Genomic DNA, 15,934 nt, shown 5'->3' on the forward strand with positions numbered 1-15,934 from the left:
CTCCAGCGTAGATGCACGTCGGGGCATGTACTAGCGTTCGACGAATGCGAGCAGACGTGATCACGAAGGAGTACCCGCCCGAGGTCTACGGGGGTGCCGGCGTGCACGTCACGGAGCTCGTGAAGGCCATGCGGCAGCAGACGGAGGTCGTGGTCCGCGCGTTCGGGGCGCCGCGCGACGAGCCGGGCGTCTTCTCCTACCCGGTCCCGTCGGAGCTGACGGGCGCCAACGCGACGCTGCAGACCATGGCCGTCGACCTCGCGATCGCGAGCGACGTGGCGGGCGCCGACGTCGTCCACTCCCACACCTGGTACGCGAACCACGCGGGCCACGTCGCGTCGATGCTGCACGGGATCCCGCACGTGGTCACCGCGCACAGCCTCGAGCCGCTGCGCCCGTGGAAGGCCGAGCAGCTGGGCGGCGGCTACCGCGTCTCCAGCTGGATCGAGCGCACGGCGTACGAGGCGGCCGACGCCGTCATCGCGGTGAGCGACGGCATGAAGCGCGACATCCTCCGCTCGTACCCCGCCCTCGACGAGGCCCGGGTGCACACGGTCTACAACGGCATCGACCTCGAGGCGTGGGCGCCGGTCCACGACGACGACCTCGTCCGCTCGCTCGGCATCGACCCGTCGCGGCCCTCGGTCGTGTTCGTCGGCCGCATCACCCGCCAGAAGGGCCTGCCCTACCTGCTGCGCGCCGCCGCGCTGCTGCCCGCCGACGTGCAGATGGTGCTGTGCGCGGGCGCGCCCGACACCCCGCAGATCATGGAGGAGGTCACGGCCCTCGTCCGCGGCCTCCAGGAGGAGCGCTCGGGCGTGGTCTGGATCGACCGCCTGCTGCCGCGCCGCGAGCTCTCCGCCGTCCTCACCGCCGGCACCGTCTTCGTCTGCCCGTCGGTCTACGAGCCGCTCGGCATCGTCAACCTCGAGGCCATGGCGTGCGGTGCGCCCGTCGTGGGCACGGCCACGGGCGGGATCCCGGAGGTCGTCGACGACGGCGTCACCGGCCGCCTCGTCCCCATCGACCAGGCCACCGACGGCACGGGCACGCCCACCGACCCCGACCGGTTCGTCCGCGACCTCGCGGCCGCGCTCACCGAGGTGGTGCAGGATCCCGACTCCGCGCGCCGCATGGGCGAGGCCGGCCGGATCCGCGCCGAGCGCGAGTTCGGCTGGGACCGGATCGCCCGCCAGACCGAGGCGATCTACGCGTCGATCCTGCGCTGACGGGCCCGTCCCGGTCGGGCCGCGCGCGCGATCCGGGCCGGTAGACTCGTCGGCATGAGCCACGTCCTCTCCCTGTCCGGAGTGTCCTTCGTCCGGAACGGGACGACCATCCTCGACCGCGTGGACTGGACGGTCGACGGCGACGAGCGCTGGGTCGTGCTCGGCCCGAACGGCGCCGGCAAGACCAGCCTCCTGCAGATCGCCTCCGCCATGGCGCACCCGTCCTCGGGCACCGCCACGGTCCTCGACCACGAGCTCGGCCGCGTCGACGTCTTCGAGCTGCGCTCGCGCATCGGCTTCGCGTCCACGGCCATGGCCCGGCGCATCCCCGCCGACGAGACGGTGCTCGACGTCGTCCTCACCGCCGCGTACTCGGTCACCGGTCGCTGGAACGAGGACTACGAGGACATCGACGTGCGCCGCGCCCAGCGCGTGCTCGCCGAGTGGCGCCTCGATTACCTCGAGCAGCGCCGCTTCGGCACGCTGAGCGACGGCGAGCAGAAGCGCGTGCAGATCGCGCGGTCGATCATGACCGACCCCGAGCTCCTGCTCCTCGACGAGCCGGCCGCGAGCCTCGACCTCGGCGCCCGCGAGGAGCTCCTGCAGCTGCTCGGCGGCTACGCCTCCGCACCCGAGGCGCCCGGCATCGTCATGGTCACCCACCACGTCGAGGAGATCCCGCGCGGCTTCACGCACGGCCTGCTGCTGCGCGAGGGCGCCGTGGTCGCCGCCGGCCCGCTCGGCGACGTGATCACCGCCGACACCCTGGGCCGGACCTTCGGGCTCGAGCTCGAGGTCACGCAGGACGACGGGCGCTTCACGGCCCGCGCCGTCCGCGGCTGACCCGATCGGACGGCCGTCCGGCGCGCCTGCCCCGAACGGGCACCCATCTGGTAGGCTCGTCCACTGGTCCGGTGATCATCCCGGGCTCCCACGCTTCCCACGCACACACCAGAATCGACGAAGGACACTCCCGATGAAGACCGACATCCACCCCCAGTACGCCCCGGTCGTCTTCCGCGACCTCGCCTCCGGTGAGACCTTCCTCACGCGCTCCACCGTGGGCAGCTCGAAGACCATCGAGTGGGAGGACGGCAACACGTACCCCGTCATCGACGTCGAGATCTCGAGCGCCTCGCACCCGTTCTACACGGGCAAGCAGCGCATCATGGACTCCGCGGGCCGCGTCGAGAAGTTCAACTCGCGCTACGCGGGCTTCGGCACGAAGAAGTAGCAGCCCCCCGCTGCAGCACGAAGGGCGCCCGGCTCCGGCCGGGCGCCCTTCGTCGTCCCCGGCCCGCGCGCACCGGCCCGCGCGCACCGGGGTGCGCGGGCCGGGGAGCGGCGGATCAGGATCCGAGGTGCCGCTCGGGCCACGCGCCGGACGTCGTGAACGCCGGGTCGCGCGTGCGCCGCATGTAGTCCTGGAAGCTCTCGGCCTGCACGCGCGACCAGTCGACCTGGCGGTCGTGCAGGTCGAGGACCGGGATGTCGAGCTGGTCGGCGTAGCGACCGACGATGGCCTGCGCGACGCGACCCGCGGCGATGGCGTCGGCGCCCGCGTCGTGCGCGTCGTCGAGCCGCACCCCGTAGTGCTCGGCGGCGACCGAGAGGGTGCGCTTGCCGCGGCGGTAGGTGTCGACGGCCTTGTCGATGACGAGCGGGTCGATCACGGGGCCCGTGTCCCGGAGCGGCTCCACGCCGTGCCGCACGGCCTCGCGGTTGAGGAGCGTGAGGTCGTAGGGCGCGTTGTAGACCACGAGCGCCAGGCCGCGGGCGAACATCTCGCGGATGGTGGTGACGATCTCGAGGACCACCGCGGCGGCGTCGCGCCCCTCGGCCCGGGCGTGCTCCGTGGTGACGCCGTGGATGGCCGCGGCGCCCGCGGGGATCTCGACGCCGGGATCCGCGAGCCAGTCGTAGCGCTCGAGGACCGCGCCGCCCTGGTCGAGCACGACGATGCACGCCGTGACGATGCGGGCCGTCTCGACGTCCACCCCCGTCGTCTCGAGGTCGAACGAGGCCAGGGTGTCGTGCCAGCGGGAGGTCATCCTGTAGATGCTACGGGCGACCGCCGATGGCGGGTGCGCCCATGTGGAGCCAGTAGAAGCTCTGCGTGGCGAGCGTGAGGGTCAGGCGGCCATCGTCGCCGACGGTCGGGAAGACGCCGCCGCCGAAGAGGTCGTAGAGCTGCGAGCCGGCGAAGTCGGACGCGTCGATCGTGACCGACACGGGGTTGTGCGCGAACGAGAAGACGCACAGCACGTCCTCGGCGCGGTCGCCGAAGTGCGTGCCGCTGCCCTCGTAGGAGCGCACGAACGCGAGGACGCTCTCGTGGTCGGTCGGGAGCACGCGGATGGTGCCCTGGCCGAAGACCGGGTGCGCCTTCCGCACGTGGATCACGTTCCGCACCCAGTGCAGGAGCGAGCGCGACTGGGCCAGCTGCGACTCCACGTTGATCTGCGCGTAGTTGTAGACGAGCGACTGCACGACGGGGAGGTAGAGCTTGCCCGGGTCGGCCGTGGAGAAGCCGGCGTTGCGGTCGGGGGTCCACTGCATGGGCGTGCGCGACGCGTCGCGGTCCGGCAGCCAGATGTTGTCGCCCATGCCGATCTCGTCCCCGTAGTAGAGGAACGGGCTGCCGGGGAGCGAGAACAGGAGCGCGTGCACGAGCTCGAGCTCGGCGCGCGAGTTGTCGAGCAGCGGCGCGAGGCGACGGCGGATGCCGATGTTGACGCGCATGCGCGGGTCGTAGGCGTACCAGCCGTACATCGCCTGGCGGTACTCCTCGCTCACCATCTCGAGGGTCAGCTCGTCGTGGTTGCGGAGGAAGACGCCCCAGGCGGCGGCGTCCGGGATCTCGAACGTCTCGCTCATGATCCGCTTCAGCTCGTCCGCGGTCTGCGAGCGGAGGGAGTAGAAGATGCGCGGCATGATCGGGAAGTCGAACGCCATGTGGCACTCGGGCTCCTCCTCGGTGCCGAGGAACGCGGAGACCTCGCGGGGCCACTGGTTCGCCTCGGCGATGAGGATCCGGCCCGGGTACTCCTCGTCGACCATCGCGCGCAGGCGCTTGAGGAACTCGTGCGTCGCGGGCTCGCCCTCGCCGTTGCCCTCCTCGGTCTCGTAGAGGTACGGGATGGCGTCGAGGCGCAGGCCGTCGACGCCCATGTCGAGCCAGTGGCGGATGACGCCGTAGATGGCCTCGTGCACCTTCGGGTTGTCGAAGTTGAGGTCGGGCTGGTGGGAGAAGAAGCGGTGGAAGAAGAACTGGCGGCGCACCGGGTCGAAGGTCCAGTTGGACTCCTCGGTGTCGACGAAGATGACGCGGATGTCCTCGTACTTCTCGTCGGTGTCGCTCCACACGTAGAAGTCGCCGTAGGGGCCGTCGGGGTCGGACCGGGACTGCTGGAACCACTCGTGCTGGTCGGAGGTGTGGTTCATCACGAGGTCGATGACGATGCGCATGTTGCGCTCGTGCGACTTGGTGACGAGCTCCTTGAAGTCGTCGAGGGTGCCGAACTCGGGGAGCACCGACATGTAGTCGCTGATGTCGTAGCCGCCGTCGCGCAGCGGCGACTGGAAGAACGGCGGGATCCACAGGCCGTCGATGCCGAGCCACTGCAGGTAGTCGAGCTTGGAGATGAGGCCCTGGATGTCGCCCGTGCCGTCGCCGTTGGAGTCGACGAAGGAGCGGATCATCACCTCGTAGAAGACCGAGCGCTTGTACCACTGCTTGTCGAGGGTGAGGCCGGGCAGGGTGATGGGGGCGGTGAAGCTCACGGTTCTCCTCATGGGCGCGACGGGACGTCGACTGCGGGGCGGGAAGGCTCGTGGGCAACTCTAGGCGCGGCGGCCAGGCGGGCTGACCCGGCGCGCCCGGGGCAGGGGGCGGCCGCCGATCGTAGACTCGTCCCCGATGATCGTCCCCTCGCCCTACGCCGCCCAGCTCGACCGCATCCCCGTGGTCCGCCGCACCGTCGACCTCCTCGGGAGCCGCACCGCGTGGTGGGAGTACGGGCCCGCCGACGCCGACCAGGTGCTCGTCGTCGTGCACGGGTTCCGCGGGGACCACCACGGGCTGGAGCCCGTCGTCGCGCAGCTGCCGGGCGTCCGGATCCTCTCGCCCGACCTGCCGGGCTTCGGCGACTCGACGCCGCTCCGGGACGCGCGGCACGACATCGCCGGCTACTCCGCGTGGCTGCGGGCGTTCGTCGACGCGACCGGCGCGCGCGACGCGACCGCGCTCGGCCACTCGTTCGGGTCCATCGTGGTGTCCGCCGCGCTCGCCGACGGCCTGCCGAACCCGCGCGCGATCCTCGTCAACCCGATCGCCGCGCCCGCGCTCGAGGGGCCGCGGGGGATCCTCACCCGCCTCGCCGTGCTTTACTACCGCGCCGCCGCCGTGCTGCCCGAGCGCGCGGGCTTCGGCCTCCTGCGCAACCGCGCCATCGTGCGCGTGATGAGCGAGGCCATGGCCAAGACGCGCGACCGGGCGCTCCGCCGGTGGATCAACGACCAGCACGACCGCTTCTTCAGCGCGTTCAGCGACCGCCGCGTGGTGCTCGAGGCGTTCCGCGCGTCCGTGTCGTCGGACGCGAGCACGTACGCGCCGCGCGTGGGCGTGCCGGTCCTGCTGGTCGCGGCCGAGCGCGACGACATCACGCCCGTCGCCGCGCAGCACCGCCTGCAGCGCCTCTTCGCGGACGCGCGGCTCGAGGTCATCCCGCGGGTCGGGCACCTCATCCACTACGAGACGCCGGGGGAGGCCGCCGGGTCCATCCGCCGCTTCCTCGACGAGGGGAGCGCGTCGTGAGGCTCGTGTTCGACTGCCGGTACACGCGCATCGGCCGGCACGACGGCATCAGCCGGTACGGCGCCGAGCTCGTCGCGCGGCTCGGCGCGCGGTTCGACGTGACCATGCTGATCAGCGACCACCGGCAGCTCGCGCTGCTGCCCGACCTGCCGTGGCAGCTCGTCAGCTCGCCGACGGGACCGCGGGAGCCGTGGGTCGCGCGGCGCGTCTCGCGGATGCGGCCCGACGTCGTCTACAGCCCCATGCAGACCATGGGCTCGCGCGGACGCACCTACCCGCTCGTGCTCACGCTGCACGACCTCATCTACTACCGGCACCGGCGTCCGCCGCGCGACCTCCCGGCGGGCGTCCGCGCCCTGTGGCGGGCCTTCCACCTCGCGTGGTGGCCGCAGCGGCTGCTGCTCGACCGGGCCGACGCGATCGTGACGGTGAGCGAGACGACGCGCGGCCTCATCCGCCGGCACCGGCTCACGTCGCGGCCCGTGGTGGTCGTGCCCAACGCGGCCGACCTCGAGCCGGCGCCCGACGGCGCCCCGGACGGCCCGCGCGACGCGCCCGCCGAGCGGGTGCTCGTCTACATGGGGTCGTACATGCCCTACAAGAACGTCGAGACGCTCGTGCGGGCGGCCGACGACCTGCCCGACCACGAGCTGCACCTCATGAGCCGCGCCCCGGCGCCCGAGAGGGAGCGCCTGGAGGCGCTGGCCGACGGCGCGCGCCTCGTGTTCCGCGACGGCGCGAGCGACGCCGCGTACGCGCGGACGCTGCGGAGCGCCACGGCCCTCCTCACGGCGTCGCGCGACGAGGGCTTCGGCATCCCGGTCATCGAGGCGATGAGCGTCGGGCTGCCGGTCGTGATCAGCGACATCCCGATCTTCCGCGAGATCGGCGGCGACGCGGCCGTCTACGTGGATCCGGACGACGCCGAGGGCTTCGCGGCGGCCGTGCGCGCGCTGGAGGACCCGGCGGAGTGGCGGCGCCGGTCGGCGGCGTGCATCGCGCGCGCGGCCGAGTACGACTGGGACCGCTCGGCGGCGGCGCTCGGCGACCTCCTCGAGCAGGTCGCGCGCACGGGGCGCACCGGGGCCTGAGCCGCGTCGGCGCGCCTGCCGTCGCGCGCGGGCGGCGGTAGGGTCAGGCCCGGCCGGCGGCGTCGAGGTCGGCGATGGCCCCGAGGTCGGCGATCCCGCCGAAGCGCAGCAGCGACAGCTCGCCGTCGACGACGCCGAACGTGTGCGCCGAGCCGTTCTCGATCATGGGGCCGGGGCGGCCGACGAGCGACGCGTCGAGGCTGCGGGCGAGCGCCGCGATGACGCCGCCGTGCGACACGGCGATGATCGAGCCGCCGGGGTGCCGCTCCGCGAGCCGGAGCAGCGCGGATCCCGCGCGCTCGGTCACGGACTCGACGGTCTCGCGTCCCGGCACGTCGCCGTCGGGGAAGCGCGCCTCGATCTCCGCGTGCGTCAGCCCCTCGGCCAGCCCGTAGCGGCGCTCGGCGAGGGCCGGCTCCGGGAGCGGGCCGCTCGTGGGCGCGCCGCCCAGCGCGAGGTGCTCCGCGATGATCGACGCCGTCTCGAAGGCGCGGCTGAGCGGGCTCGCGTGGATCGCGTCCCACGCCGCGCCGCCCGCGACCGCCTCGGCGAGCAGCGCGCCCGCGGTGGCGGCCTGCGCGCGCCCGGTGTCGTCGAGCGGGATGTCGCTGGATCCCTGCACGCGGCGCTCCACGTTCCACGCGGTGCGGCCGTGGCGGACCAGCACGATGCGCGTCACGACGCGAGCTCCGCCTGGATGGCGCGCAGGGTCTCGCTCGTGCCGCCCTCCAGGCGCACGGTGGCGCGGGTGTCGCCCTTGGTGGTGCCGCGGTTGAGGATCACGATCGGCATGCGGCTCCTCCGGGCGAGCTCGAGCAGGCGGATGCCGGAGTTGACCGCGAGGGACGATCCGGCGATGAGGAGCACGTCCGCGTCGGAGACGATGGCGCTCGCCTCGCGGAAGCGCTCGGTCGGCACCAGCTCGCCGAAGAAGACCACGTCCGGCTTCAGCATGCCGCCGCAGACGCTGCAGACGGGGATGCGGAACCGGTCGACGTCGTGCACCTGCGCGTCGCCGTCGGGGTTCAGCTCCACCGCGTCCGGCGCGTCGAGCCATGGGTTCTCGGCGCTGATCCGCTCGGCGATCGCAGAGCGCGCGTACGCCTGGCCGCAGTCGAGGCAGAGGACCCGGTCGAGGGATCCGTGCAGGTCGATGACCCGGCGGGACCCGGCGCGCTCGTGTAGGCCGTCGACGTTCTGCGTGACGACGCCGCCCACGACGCCCGCGGCCTCCATGTCGGCGAGCGCCGCGTGCCCGTCGTTGGGACGCGCGGAGCTGAACGCCTTCCAGCCGAGGTGGCCGCCCGCCCAGTAGCGGCGGCGGAAGTCGTCGCCCTCGCTGCGGAACTGCTGGAACGTCATCGGGTTCCGCTTCGGGGCTCCCTCGCCCCGGTAGTCGGGGATGCCGGAGTCGGTGCTGAGCCCCGCGCCCGTGAGGACGGCGGTGCGGCGGCCGCGCATCAGCTCGACGGCCTCGGCGATCGTCGTCCCCGCGGGGGGACGGGGATCGTCACGGAGAGCGGTGCTCATGGGGCCTCCCGGTGCCGAGCGGACGCCCGGCCCTGTCGGCGGGCGGCGACGGGGCAGGGCATCATTGTCCTGCCGAGTCTAGACAGCGCATCCCCGCGAAGGCTCCGCGCGAGCAGGCGCCGCCCCGTCGCGGGCGGACGGAGAGAGGACCGGCGTGCACATCCACCGCATCGAGGACCTCGGCGCGCTCGGCCTCGAGGACTACTCGCGCCTCACCGACGTGGCCCTCCGGCGCGTGAGCGAGCCCGAGGGCGGCCTGTACATCGCCGAGTCGACCAAGGTGATGGGGCGGGCGCTCGCCGCCGGCCACGTGCCGCGGTCGGTCCTCGTGCAGGAGCAGTGGCTCGACGACGTCGCCCCGCTCCTCGAGGCGTTCCCCGACGTGCCCGTCTTCGTGGGCGCCGCCGCCGTGCTCGAGCGGCTCACGGGCTACAACCTGCACCGCGGGGCGCTCGCCGCCATGCACCGGCCGCCGCTGCCCGCGGTCGCCGACGTGCTGCGGGACGCGCGCCGCGTCGTCGTGCTGGAGGACATCGTCGACCACACGAACGTCGGGGCGATCTTCCGCGCCGTCGCGGGCATCGGGGCCGACGCCGTGCTCATCACGCCGCGCTGCGCCGACCCGCTGTACCGCCGCAGCGTGCGCGTCAGCATGGGCACGGTGCTCCAGGTGCCGTGGACCCGGCTGCCCGAGTGGTCGGAGGCGGCGCCGCTCCTGCATGAGGCCGGCTTCCACCTCGCCGCGCTCGCCCTCGAGGACGACGCGGTGACGCTCGACGCGTTCGCCGCGGATCCGCCCGAGCGGATCGCGCTCGTGCTCGGCACCGAGGGCGACGGCCTCAGCCGCCACGCGCTCCGTCACGCGGACTCCACCGTCGTGATCCCCATGCTGCACGGCGTCGACTCCCTCAACGTCGCCGCGGCCAGCGCCGTCGCGCTCTACGCCCTGCGGGTGCCCGCGTGAGCCGCACGCGTCGCGTGACCCTCGCCGGCGTCGCCGCGGCGCTCCTCGTCTCGGCGGGCGTGTACGTCCCCGTGACCCTCACGGCGGATCCGCCCGCCGCCGTCGCGCAGGTCGACGCCCCGTCGCCCGTCGTCAACGTCCCGACACCGGAGACCTGGCCGGGCGAGGGCGTCTCCGCCGTCGGCGCCGTCGGGTTCGACGGCGTGCTCGCGACCAACGACGCGGATCCGACGCCCCGCCCCATGGCGAGCATCACCAAGACCGTCACCGCGCTCGTCGTGCTGCACGCGAAGCCGCTCGCGCCGGGCGAGGACGGGCCGCAGGTCACCTTCACGGCGGAGGACGAGGCGCTGCGCGCTCAGATCCTCCAGCAGGACGGCATCGTCGAGCCCGCCGTCCCCGGCACGAGCCTCTCCCAGCGCGACCTCCTCGAGGGCGCGCTGCTCGCGAGCGCCAACAACTACGCGGCGGCCCTCGGCGTCTGGGCCTACGGGTCGAACGACGCGTTCGTCGCCGCCGCCAACGCCTGGCTCCAGGAGCAGGGGCTGACCGGCACGCACGTGGCCGACGCCATGGGGCTGTCGCCGGAGACGGTGAGCACCACGGCCGACCTCGTCCGCATCGGCGAGATGGTGCTCGCCGACCCGACGCTGTCCGGCATCGTCGACCAGCCGGGCGCCGACGTCGCGGGCGTCGGCCGGCTGCAGAACCGCAACATGCTCGCGGGCGTGCCGGGGTTTCGCGGCATCAAGACGGGGACGCTCGAGCAGGCGGGCAAGTGCCTGCTCTGGGCCGTGGACACCAAGGTGGGCGACCGCGACGTGACCGTCGTCGGCGTGACCCTCGGGGCGCGCGACCACGCCGAGCTCGCGCGCCAGGTGCTCGGGCTCCTGCCCACCGTGACCGCGAACATGCACGTGGTGCAGGTGGCGACGGCGGGGGAGCCCTTCGCCGACTACGCGACGGCGTGGGGCGCGACCGCGCAGGCCGTGAGCACCGCGGACGAGTCGCTGCTCGTGTGGGGCGACACCCCGGTCACGACGACCGTGGAGGCGACGAGCGCCGGCGAGGCGGACGCGGGCGCCGAGGTGGGCGCCGCGACCGTGACGGCCGGGCAGCAGACCGTGCGGATCCCCCTGGCGCTCGACCGCGCGATCCCGGGCCCCGACGGCTGGTGGCGCCTCGGCAACCCGGGCGAGCTGCTCGGCTGACCACCCGGCCGATCCCACGGCCCACCGCAGGGCGTCACGCGCCGGCCGCGGGGCGGGCCTCCGCGGGATCAGCCCGCGTCGCCGGCGCGCGTCCACGGCGACGCGTCCGGTCGCTTGGCCGTGCGCCCGTCGCCCGAGGACTGGTTGCGCAGGCGCCGCAGCACCCACGGCACGAAGTACGCGCGCGCCCAGTCGATGTCCCCGGCGCGCGCCTGGCGCCACGTGCGCGGCGGCAGGGGCTCGGGCTTCAGGGGCTGCAGGTCGTTCTCGACGGCGAGTGCCTGCAGCACCATGCGCGCGACCGTGTGGTGGCCGAGCGGCGCGAGGTGCAGCCGGTCGACGTCCCACATGCGCGGGTCCTGGATCTCGGTGAGCGACCACTGGTCGGCCACGATGCAGTCGTGCCGGGCCGCGATCGCGCGGATGTCCTCGTTGTAGATGGCGACCTTGCCGCGCAGGCGCCCGAACACGGGGGAGAACTTGACGTCGGTGCCCGTGAAGAGCACCACGGTCGCGCCCTCCGACGAGAGCCGGGCGACCATGCCGTCGAGGCGGTCGGCGAGCCGGTCGGGGTCGGCGCCCGGACGCAGGATGTCGTTGCCGCCCGCCGAGAGGGACACGAGGTCGGGGTGCAGGGCCATGGCCGGCTCGACCTGCTCGTCGGCGATCTGCCCGAGGAGCCGCCCGCGGATGGCGAGGTTCGCGTACGAGAAGCCCTCGACCTGATCGGCCAGCACCTCGGCCACGCGGTCGGCCCAGCCCCGGTGCCCGCCGGGGCTGCCCGGCTCGGGGTCGCCGATGCCCTCCGTGAACGAGTCGCCGAGGGCGACGTAGCGGCGCCAGGGATGGGGCTCGGTCATGCGCTTCCTTCCGGGTGGGACGGTCCCCATCATAGGAACGCCCTCGATCGGGTCGACGGGAATGCCCGGGACGCGCGTTTGGTTGAGCTCTCAAGTACCATCTGGGACGCCCGAGGAACGAGGAACCATGCCCGACCTGCTCTCCGCCGACACCGCCATGGGTCCCGTGACCCTCCTGGTGGGCGACCTGGACCGGATGACCGCCTACTACCGCGACGCCGTCGGGCTCGAGGTGCTCGCCGAGGGCGTCGAGACCACGACGCTCGGGCGGGCGGGCGTCCCGGCCGTCATCCTCGAGCCGGCCCACGGCCTCGACCTGCCGAGCCCCGGGAACGCGGGCCTCTTCCACACGGCCGTGCTCTTCGACGCGCCTGCCGCGCTCGCCCGCTCCGTCGCCTCGGTGGCCGAGCGCGCCCCCGGCACCTTCGCCGGCAGCGCCGACCACCTCGTCAGCCGCGCGTTCTACTTCACCGACCCCGAGGGCAACGGCGTCGAGCTGTACACGGACCGTCCGCGCGACGAGTGGACCTGGCAGGACGGCCGCGTCGTCATGGACTCCCTGCGGCTCGACCCGAACGCGTTCCTCCGGGAGGAGCTCGCGCCGGTCGGGGACGCGGCGTCGGACGCCGCGGGCATCGGGCACGTCCACCTGCAGGTGGGGGACACCGAGACCGCGTCCGCCTTCTACGTCGACGCGCTCGGCTTCGAGCTCGTGGCGGGCTGGCGCGGATCCGCGATCTTCGTCTCCGCCGGCGGGTACCACCACCACATGGCCATGAACACCTGGAACAGCCGGGGCGCGGGCCGCCGCCCCGCGACGCTCGGGCTCGGCGCCGTGCGCATCCAGGTGCCCACGCGCGACGAGGTCGAGGCGGTGGACGCGCGCCTCCGGCGGGTGGGCGTCGCCACGCGCGACGACGGACGCGCGCTCGCGTTCGAGGACCCGTGGGGCAACGCGCTGGTGCTGTCGGCCGGCTGAGGCCTCGGCCCGGGGCAGGTGCGCGCGGACGTCGGCGGGGGAGACTGGGCGCATGACGCCCGCCGCCCCGGTCGACCCGCTCGCGCACCTCGACCCGGCCCTCCTCGAGCGGATCCGCTCCCGCGCCGGCGACTACGACGCCCGCAACGCCTTCTTCGCGGAGGACCTCGACGAGCTGCGCGCCGCCGGGCACCTGCGGATGCTCGTGCCCCGCGAGCTCGGCGGATCCGGCGCCTCGCTCGCCGACGCCGTGCGCGCCCAGCACCTCCTCGCCCAGGCGGCGCCCGCCACCGCCCTCGGCGTCGGCATGCACCTCGTCTGGACGGCCGTGGCCCGGATCCTCGCCGACCGCGGCGACGACTCCCTCCGCGGCGTCCTCGAGGACGCGGGCCGCGACGAGCTCCTGGCCTTCGCGATCAGCGAGCCCGGCAACGACCAGGCGCTCGCGGACGCGCTGACGAGGGCCGAGCCCGACGCGGACGGCGGCTACCGCTTCACGGGCACCAAGGTGTCCTCGAGCATGGCGCCCGCCTGGACGCGGCTCGGCCTCTTCGGGCGGGACGACCGGGATCCCGAGCGGCCGCTCCTCGTCCACGCGTTCGTGCCGCGCGACGCGCCCGGCCTCGAGATCGTGCCCGACTGGGACACGCTCGGCATGCGCGCCACGCAGAGCCACACCGTCGTCCTCCGCGACGTGCGCGCGGCACCGGCCGACGTGGTCCGCCGCCGCGAGCACGGCAGGCGGGACGACCCGTTCGCGCTCGCCGTCCTGCAGGCCTTCGAGCTGCTGGTCGCCGCCGTGTACGCGGGGCTCGGGCAGCGGGCGCTCGACCTCGCGGTCGCGTCCGCCCTCCGCCGCACCTCGCGGGCGGCCGGCGGCGCTGCGCTCGCCGCGGATCCCGGCATCCGCCACCTCGTCGCGGAGGCGGCCCTGGCCCAGGACGCGCTGCTTCCGCAGCTCATCGCGCTCGCCGCCGACATCGACCGCGGGGTCGACCACGGCGACCGCTGGGCGTCCCTCCTCGTGGGCGCCAAGGTGCGCGCCACCCGCACGGCCGCCGAGGTCGTGCAGCGCGCCGTCGCCGTCGCGGGCGGGGGATCCTTCCGCACGGGCGACGAGCTCGGCCGCCTGTACCGCGACGTGCTGGCCGGCGGCTTCCACCCGTCGAACGACCGGCAGGCCGCGGAGACCATCGCGACCACCCTCCTCGGGCCCGTCCCGCGCCCCTCCTGAGCGCCGGCCGGGCGGCCGGTGGGAGCACACCAGGCGCCGCCCGCCGCGACGCGCCCGGACCGTCGTCCGGCCCCGGATCCGCTCCCGCCGTGCCACGCCGACGCGGCCCCGACGACCGCGCCGATCCGCCCGTCGCGACCCCGCGCGACCTCCGCCGGGGCGTCGGGAGCGCCCGCGGGTGCGGGTATCGTGAGGTCGAGTGAGCACCCTGCCGTCCCCTCCTCCGCACGTCGGATCCGCCGCGGCCGAGCACCTCTCGCCGGCCTTCCCGGAGCGCGCCGCCTGGGGCACCGTCAGCAAGCTGCGGGCCTGGCAGGAGGAGGCCCTCACCGCGTACTTCGAGAAGGAGCCGCGCGACTTCCTCGCCAACGCGACCCCGGGCGCCGGCAAGACCACCTTCGCCCTCCGCCTCGCCTCCGAGCTGCTGCACCGCAAGACGATCGACCGGATCACCGTCGTCGCCCCCACCGAGCACCTCAAGAAGCAGTGGGCCGACGCCGCCGCGCGCGCGGGGGTCCGCCTCGACCCGATGTACAGCAACAGCTCGGGCGCCCTCGGCAAGCACTACCACGGGGCCGCCGTCACCTACGCGCAGGTCGCCGCGAAGCCGCACCTGCACAAGACCATGACCGAGCAGAGCCGCACGCTCGTGATCCTCGACGAGGTCCACCACGGCGGCGACGCCCTCAGCTGGGGCGACGCCATCCGCGAGGCCTTCGAGCGCGCCACCCGCCGCCTCTCGCTCACGGGGACGCCGTTCCGCTCCGACACCGCGCCCATCCCGTTCGTCAGCTACCTCCGCGACAACCGCGGCGTCCGCCTCTCGCAGACCGACTACGACTACGGCTACGGCCGCGCGCTCGCCGACGGCGTCGTCCGGCCGGTCATCTTCCTCGCGTACGCCGGCAGCATGCGCTGGCGCAACAAGATGGGCGACGAGATGGAGGCCCAGCTCGCCGAGGGCAACACGAAGGACATCACGTCGCAGGCCTGGCGCACGGCGCTGGACCCGAACGGCGAGTGGATCCCGCAGGTCCTGAAGGCCGCCGACCGCCGCCTCACCGAGGTCCGCCAGGCCATCCCCGACGCGGGCGGCCTCGTCATCGCGACCGACCACACGACCGCGCGGGCCTACGCGGCGATCCTCCAGCGCCTGAGCGGTCAGCCCGTCACGCTCGTCCTCTCCGACGACGTCGAGGCGAGCGCCAACATCGACCGGTTCTCCGAGAGCACCTCGCGGTGGATGGTCGCCGTCCGCATGGTGTCCGAGGGCGTCGACGTGCCGCGGCTCGCAGTGGGCGTGTACGCCACGAGCGCCTCGACCCCGCTGTTCTTCGCGCAGGCCATCGGCCGCTTCGTGCGGGCCCGTCGCCGCGGCGAGACCGCGTCGATCTTCCTGCCGAGCGTGCCGAACCTCCTCGTGCTCGCCAACGAGCTCGAGCGCCAGCGCGACCACGCCCTCGACCGCGACTCCTCGAAGGAGGGCGACCTCTACAACCCCGAGGACGCCATGATGGGCGAGGCGAACCGCAGCGAGAAGGGGTCCGACTCGCTCCTCAGCGAGTTCTCCTTCGAGGCGATGGGATCCGAAGCCACCTTCGACAAGGTGCTCTTCGACGGCGCCGAGTTCGGGCAGATGGCCGACGTCGGCAGCCTCGAGGAGGAGGAGTTCATCGGGCTCCCCGGGATCCTCGAGCCCGAGCAGGTGCGCGAGCTCCTCGCTCAGCGTCAGCACCGGCAGTCCAAGCACGCCACCGAGCGCGAGCGGAAGCAGGCCGAGAGCGGCACGCCCAAGGACCCGGACGACATCCCGCTGTACCGCACGCTCAAGGAGCAGCGGCAGCTCCTCAACAGCCTCGTCGGCATGCGCGCGAAGCTCCACGGCGAGCCGCACGGGCTCGTCCACGCCGAGCTGCGCCGCGTGTGCGGCGGACCCGCCGTCGGCCAGTGCAGCGTGACGCAGCTGCAGCAGCGCATCGACCAGCTCCGCAGGTGGATGCGCAGCTAGCGCGCTCGGATG

General features: G+C 73.8%; 15 protein-coding genes. 10 read left to right on the forward strand and 5 right to left on the reverse strand.

From position 1 onward, the window contains the following. The first annotated feature begins 44 nt into the window (after positions 1-44). The 3 genes from glgA to ACMT9T_RS01365 all read left to right on the forward strand — a co-directional run bounded on the left by glgA (position 45) and on the right by ACMT9T_RS01365 (position 2,463). The gene (gene glgA / locus ACMT9T_RS01355; RefSeq protein WP_414743897.1) at positions 45-1,229 is read left to right on the forward strand and encodes a glycogen synthase; all 1,185 of its coding nucleotides are present in this window, start codon (positions 45-47) and stop codon (positions 1,227-1,229) included. A 54-nt stretch (positions 1,230-1,283) separates the two neighbouring features. Next, a complete protein-coding gene (locus tag ACMT9T_RS01360) occupies positions 1,284-2,072 on the forward strand; it encodes an ABC transporter ATP-binding protein (protein WP_414743898.1) in 789 nt (262 codons plus the stop codon). Between the two features lie 133 nt (positions 2,073-2,205). Then, positions 2,206-2,463 (forward strand): type B 50S ribosomal protein L31, encoded by a 258-nt coding sequence (locus tag ACMT9T_RS01365; protein ID WP_086513528.1) that lies wholly within the window; start codon positions 2,206-2,208, stop codon positions 2,461-2,463. A gap of 115 nt (positions 2,464-2,578) precedes the next feature. Here the strand turns inward: ACMT9T_RS01365 and ACMT9T_RS01370 are convergent, their stop codons facing one another. Continuing rightward, complete coding sequence (locus tag ACMT9T_RS01370; protein WP_414743899.1) at positions 2,579-3,280, reverse strand: 3'-5' exonuclease; 702 nt, start codon at positions 3,278-3,280, stop codon at positions 2,579-2,581. Positions 3,281-3,290: 10 nt separating this feature from the next. Continuing rightward, positions 3,291-5,024, reverse strand: a complete 1,734-nt coding sequence (gene treS / locus ACMT9T_RS01375; protein WP_374953154.1) for a maltose alpha-D-glucosyltransferase — start codon at positions 5,022-5,024, stop codon at positions 3,291-3,293. A 124-nt stretch (positions 5,025-5,148) separates the two neighbouring features. Here treS and ACMT9T_RS01380 point away from each other — a divergent pair, with 124 nt between their 5' ends. Both ACMT9T_RS01380 and ACMT9T_RS01385 read left to right on the forward strand, forming a co-directional pair. Beyond that, positions 5,149-6,045, forward strand: a complete 897-nt coding sequence (locus tag ACMT9T_RS01380; protein WP_414743900.1) for an alpha/beta fold hydrolase — start codon at positions 5,149-5,151, stop codon at positions 6,043-6,045. Then, the gene (locus ACMT9T_RS01385; RefSeq protein ID WP_414743901.1) at positions 6,042-7,136 is read left to right on the forward strand and encodes a glycosyltransferase family 4 protein; all 1,095 of its coding nucleotides are present in this window, start codon (positions 6,042-6,044) and stop codon (positions 7,134-7,136) included. The genes ACMT9T_RS01380 and ACMT9T_RS01385 overlap by 4 nt, the downstream gene beginning before the upstream one ends. A 43-nt stretch (positions 7,137-7,179) precedes the next feature. Here ACMT9T_RS01385 and ACMT9T_RS01390 read toward each other — a convergent pair whose 3' ends face one another. Continuing rightward, positions 7,180-7,815, reverse strand: coding sequence for a histidine phosphatase family protein (locus tag ACMT9T_RS01390; RefSeq protein WP_414743902.1), 636 nt, complete (start codon positions 7,813-7,815; stop codon positions 7,180-7,182). Continuing rightward, positions 7,812-8,666, reverse strand: a complete 855-nt coding sequence (locus ACMT9T_RS01395; RefSeq protein ID WP_414743903.1) for a Sir2 family NAD-dependent protein deacetylase — start codon at positions 8,664-8,666, stop codon at positions 7,812-7,814. The genes ACMT9T_RS01390 and ACMT9T_RS01395 overlap by 4 nt, the downstream gene beginning before the upstream one ends. A gap of 154 nt (positions 8,667-8,820) precedes the next feature. Between ACMT9T_RS01395 and ACMT9T_RS01400 the strand changes: the two genes are divergently transcribed. Beyond that, positions 8,821-9,630, forward strand: a complete 810-nt coding sequence (locus ACMT9T_RS01400) for a TrmH family RNA methyltransferase (protein WP_414743904.1) — start codon at positions 8,821-8,823, stop codon at positions 9,628-9,630. Continuing rightward, on the forward strand, positions 9,627-10,841 hold the full coding sequence (locus tag ACMT9T_RS01405) for a D-alanyl-D-alanine carboxypeptidase family protein (protein ID WP_414743905.1): 1,215 nt from the start codon (positions 9,627-9,629) through the stop codon (positions 10,839-10,841). Before ACMT9T_RS01400 ends, ACMT9T_RS01405 begins: the two co-directional genes overlap by 4 nt. Positions 10,842-10,909: 68 nt before the next feature. On the opposite strand, the gene ACMT9T_RS01410 is transcribed toward ACMT9T_RS01405, so the two are convergent. Then, entirely contained in the window at positions 10,910-11,701 is a 792-nt protein-coding gene (locus ACMT9T_RS01410; protein ID WP_414743906.1) for an SGNH/GDSL hydrolase family protein, read from the reverse strand. A 127-nt stretch (positions 11,702-11,828) separates the two neighbouring features. On the opposite strand from ACMT9T_RS01410, the gene ACMT9T_RS01415 reads away from it, so the two are divergent. From ACMT9T_RS01415 to ACMT9T_RS01425, 3 genes are all read left to right on the forward strand, one after another. Beyond that, entirely contained in the window at positions 11,829-12,680 is an 852-nt protein-coding gene (locus ACMT9T_RS01415; protein WP_414743907.1) for a VOC family protein, read from the forward strand. 52 nt (positions 12,681-12,732) lie between these two features. After that, the gene (locus ACMT9T_RS01420) at positions 12,733-13,914 is read left to right on the forward strand and encodes an acyl-CoA dehydrogenase family protein (protein ID WP_414743908.1); all 1,182 of its coding nucleotides are present in this window, start codon (positions 12,733-12,735) and stop codon (positions 13,912-13,914) included. Positions 13,915-14,113: 199 nt separating this feature from the next. Then, positions 14,114-15,922 (forward strand): DEAD/DEAH box helicase, encoded by a 1,809-nt coding sequence (locus tag ACMT9T_RS01425; protein WP_414743909.1) that lies wholly within the window; start codon positions 14,114-14,116, stop codon positions 15,920-15,922. Positions 15,923-15,934 lie beyond the last annotated feature (12 nt).

This window comes from Clavibacter vidaverae (assembly GCF_047529985.1).
Lineage (GTDB): Bacteria > Actinomycetota > Actinomycetes > Actinomycetales > Microbacteriaceae > Clavibacter > Clavibacter nebraskensis_A.

Coding starts and splice junctions, on each gene's coding strand:
- ACMT9T_RS01370 (WP_414743899.1), bottom strand. CDS start 3,280: ATGACCTCCCGCTGGCACGACACCCTGGCCTCGTTCGACCTCGAGACG.
- ACMT9T_RS01420 (WP_414743908.1), top strand. CDS start 12,733: ATGACGCCCGCCGCCCCGGTCGACCCGCTCGCGCACCTCGACCCGGCC.
- ACMT9T_RS01365 (WP_086513528.1), top strand. CDS start 2,206: ATGAAGACCGACATCCACCCCCAGTACGCCCCGGTCGTCTTCCGCGAC.
- ACMT9T_RS01395 (WP_414743903.1), bottom strand. CDS start 8,666: ATGAGCACCGCTCTCCGTGACGATCCCCGTCCCCCCGCGGGGACGACG.
- treS (WP_374953154.1), bottom strand. CDS start 5,024: ATGAGGAGAACCGTGAGCTTCACCGCCCCCATCACCCTGCCCGGCCTC.
- ACMT9T_RS01360 (WP_414743898.1), top strand. CDS start 1,284: ATGAGCCACGTCCTCTCCCTGTCCGGAGTGTCCTTCGTCCGGAACGGG.
- ACMT9T_RS01415 (WP_414743907.1), top strand. CDS start 11,829: ATGCCCGACCTGCTCTCCGCCGACACCGCCATGGGTCCCGTGACCCTC.
- ACMT9T_RS01410 (WP_414743906.1), bottom strand. CDS start 11,701: ATGACCGAGCCCCATCCCTGGCGCCGCTACGTCGCCCTCGGCGACTCG.
- glgA (WP_414743897.1), top strand. CDS start 45: ATGCGAGCAGACGTGATCACGAAGGAGTACCCGCCCGAGGTCTACGGG.
- ACMT9T_RS01380 (WP_414743900.1), top strand. CDS start 5,149: ATGATCGTCCCCTCGCCCTACGCCGCCCAGCTCGACCGCATCCCCGTG.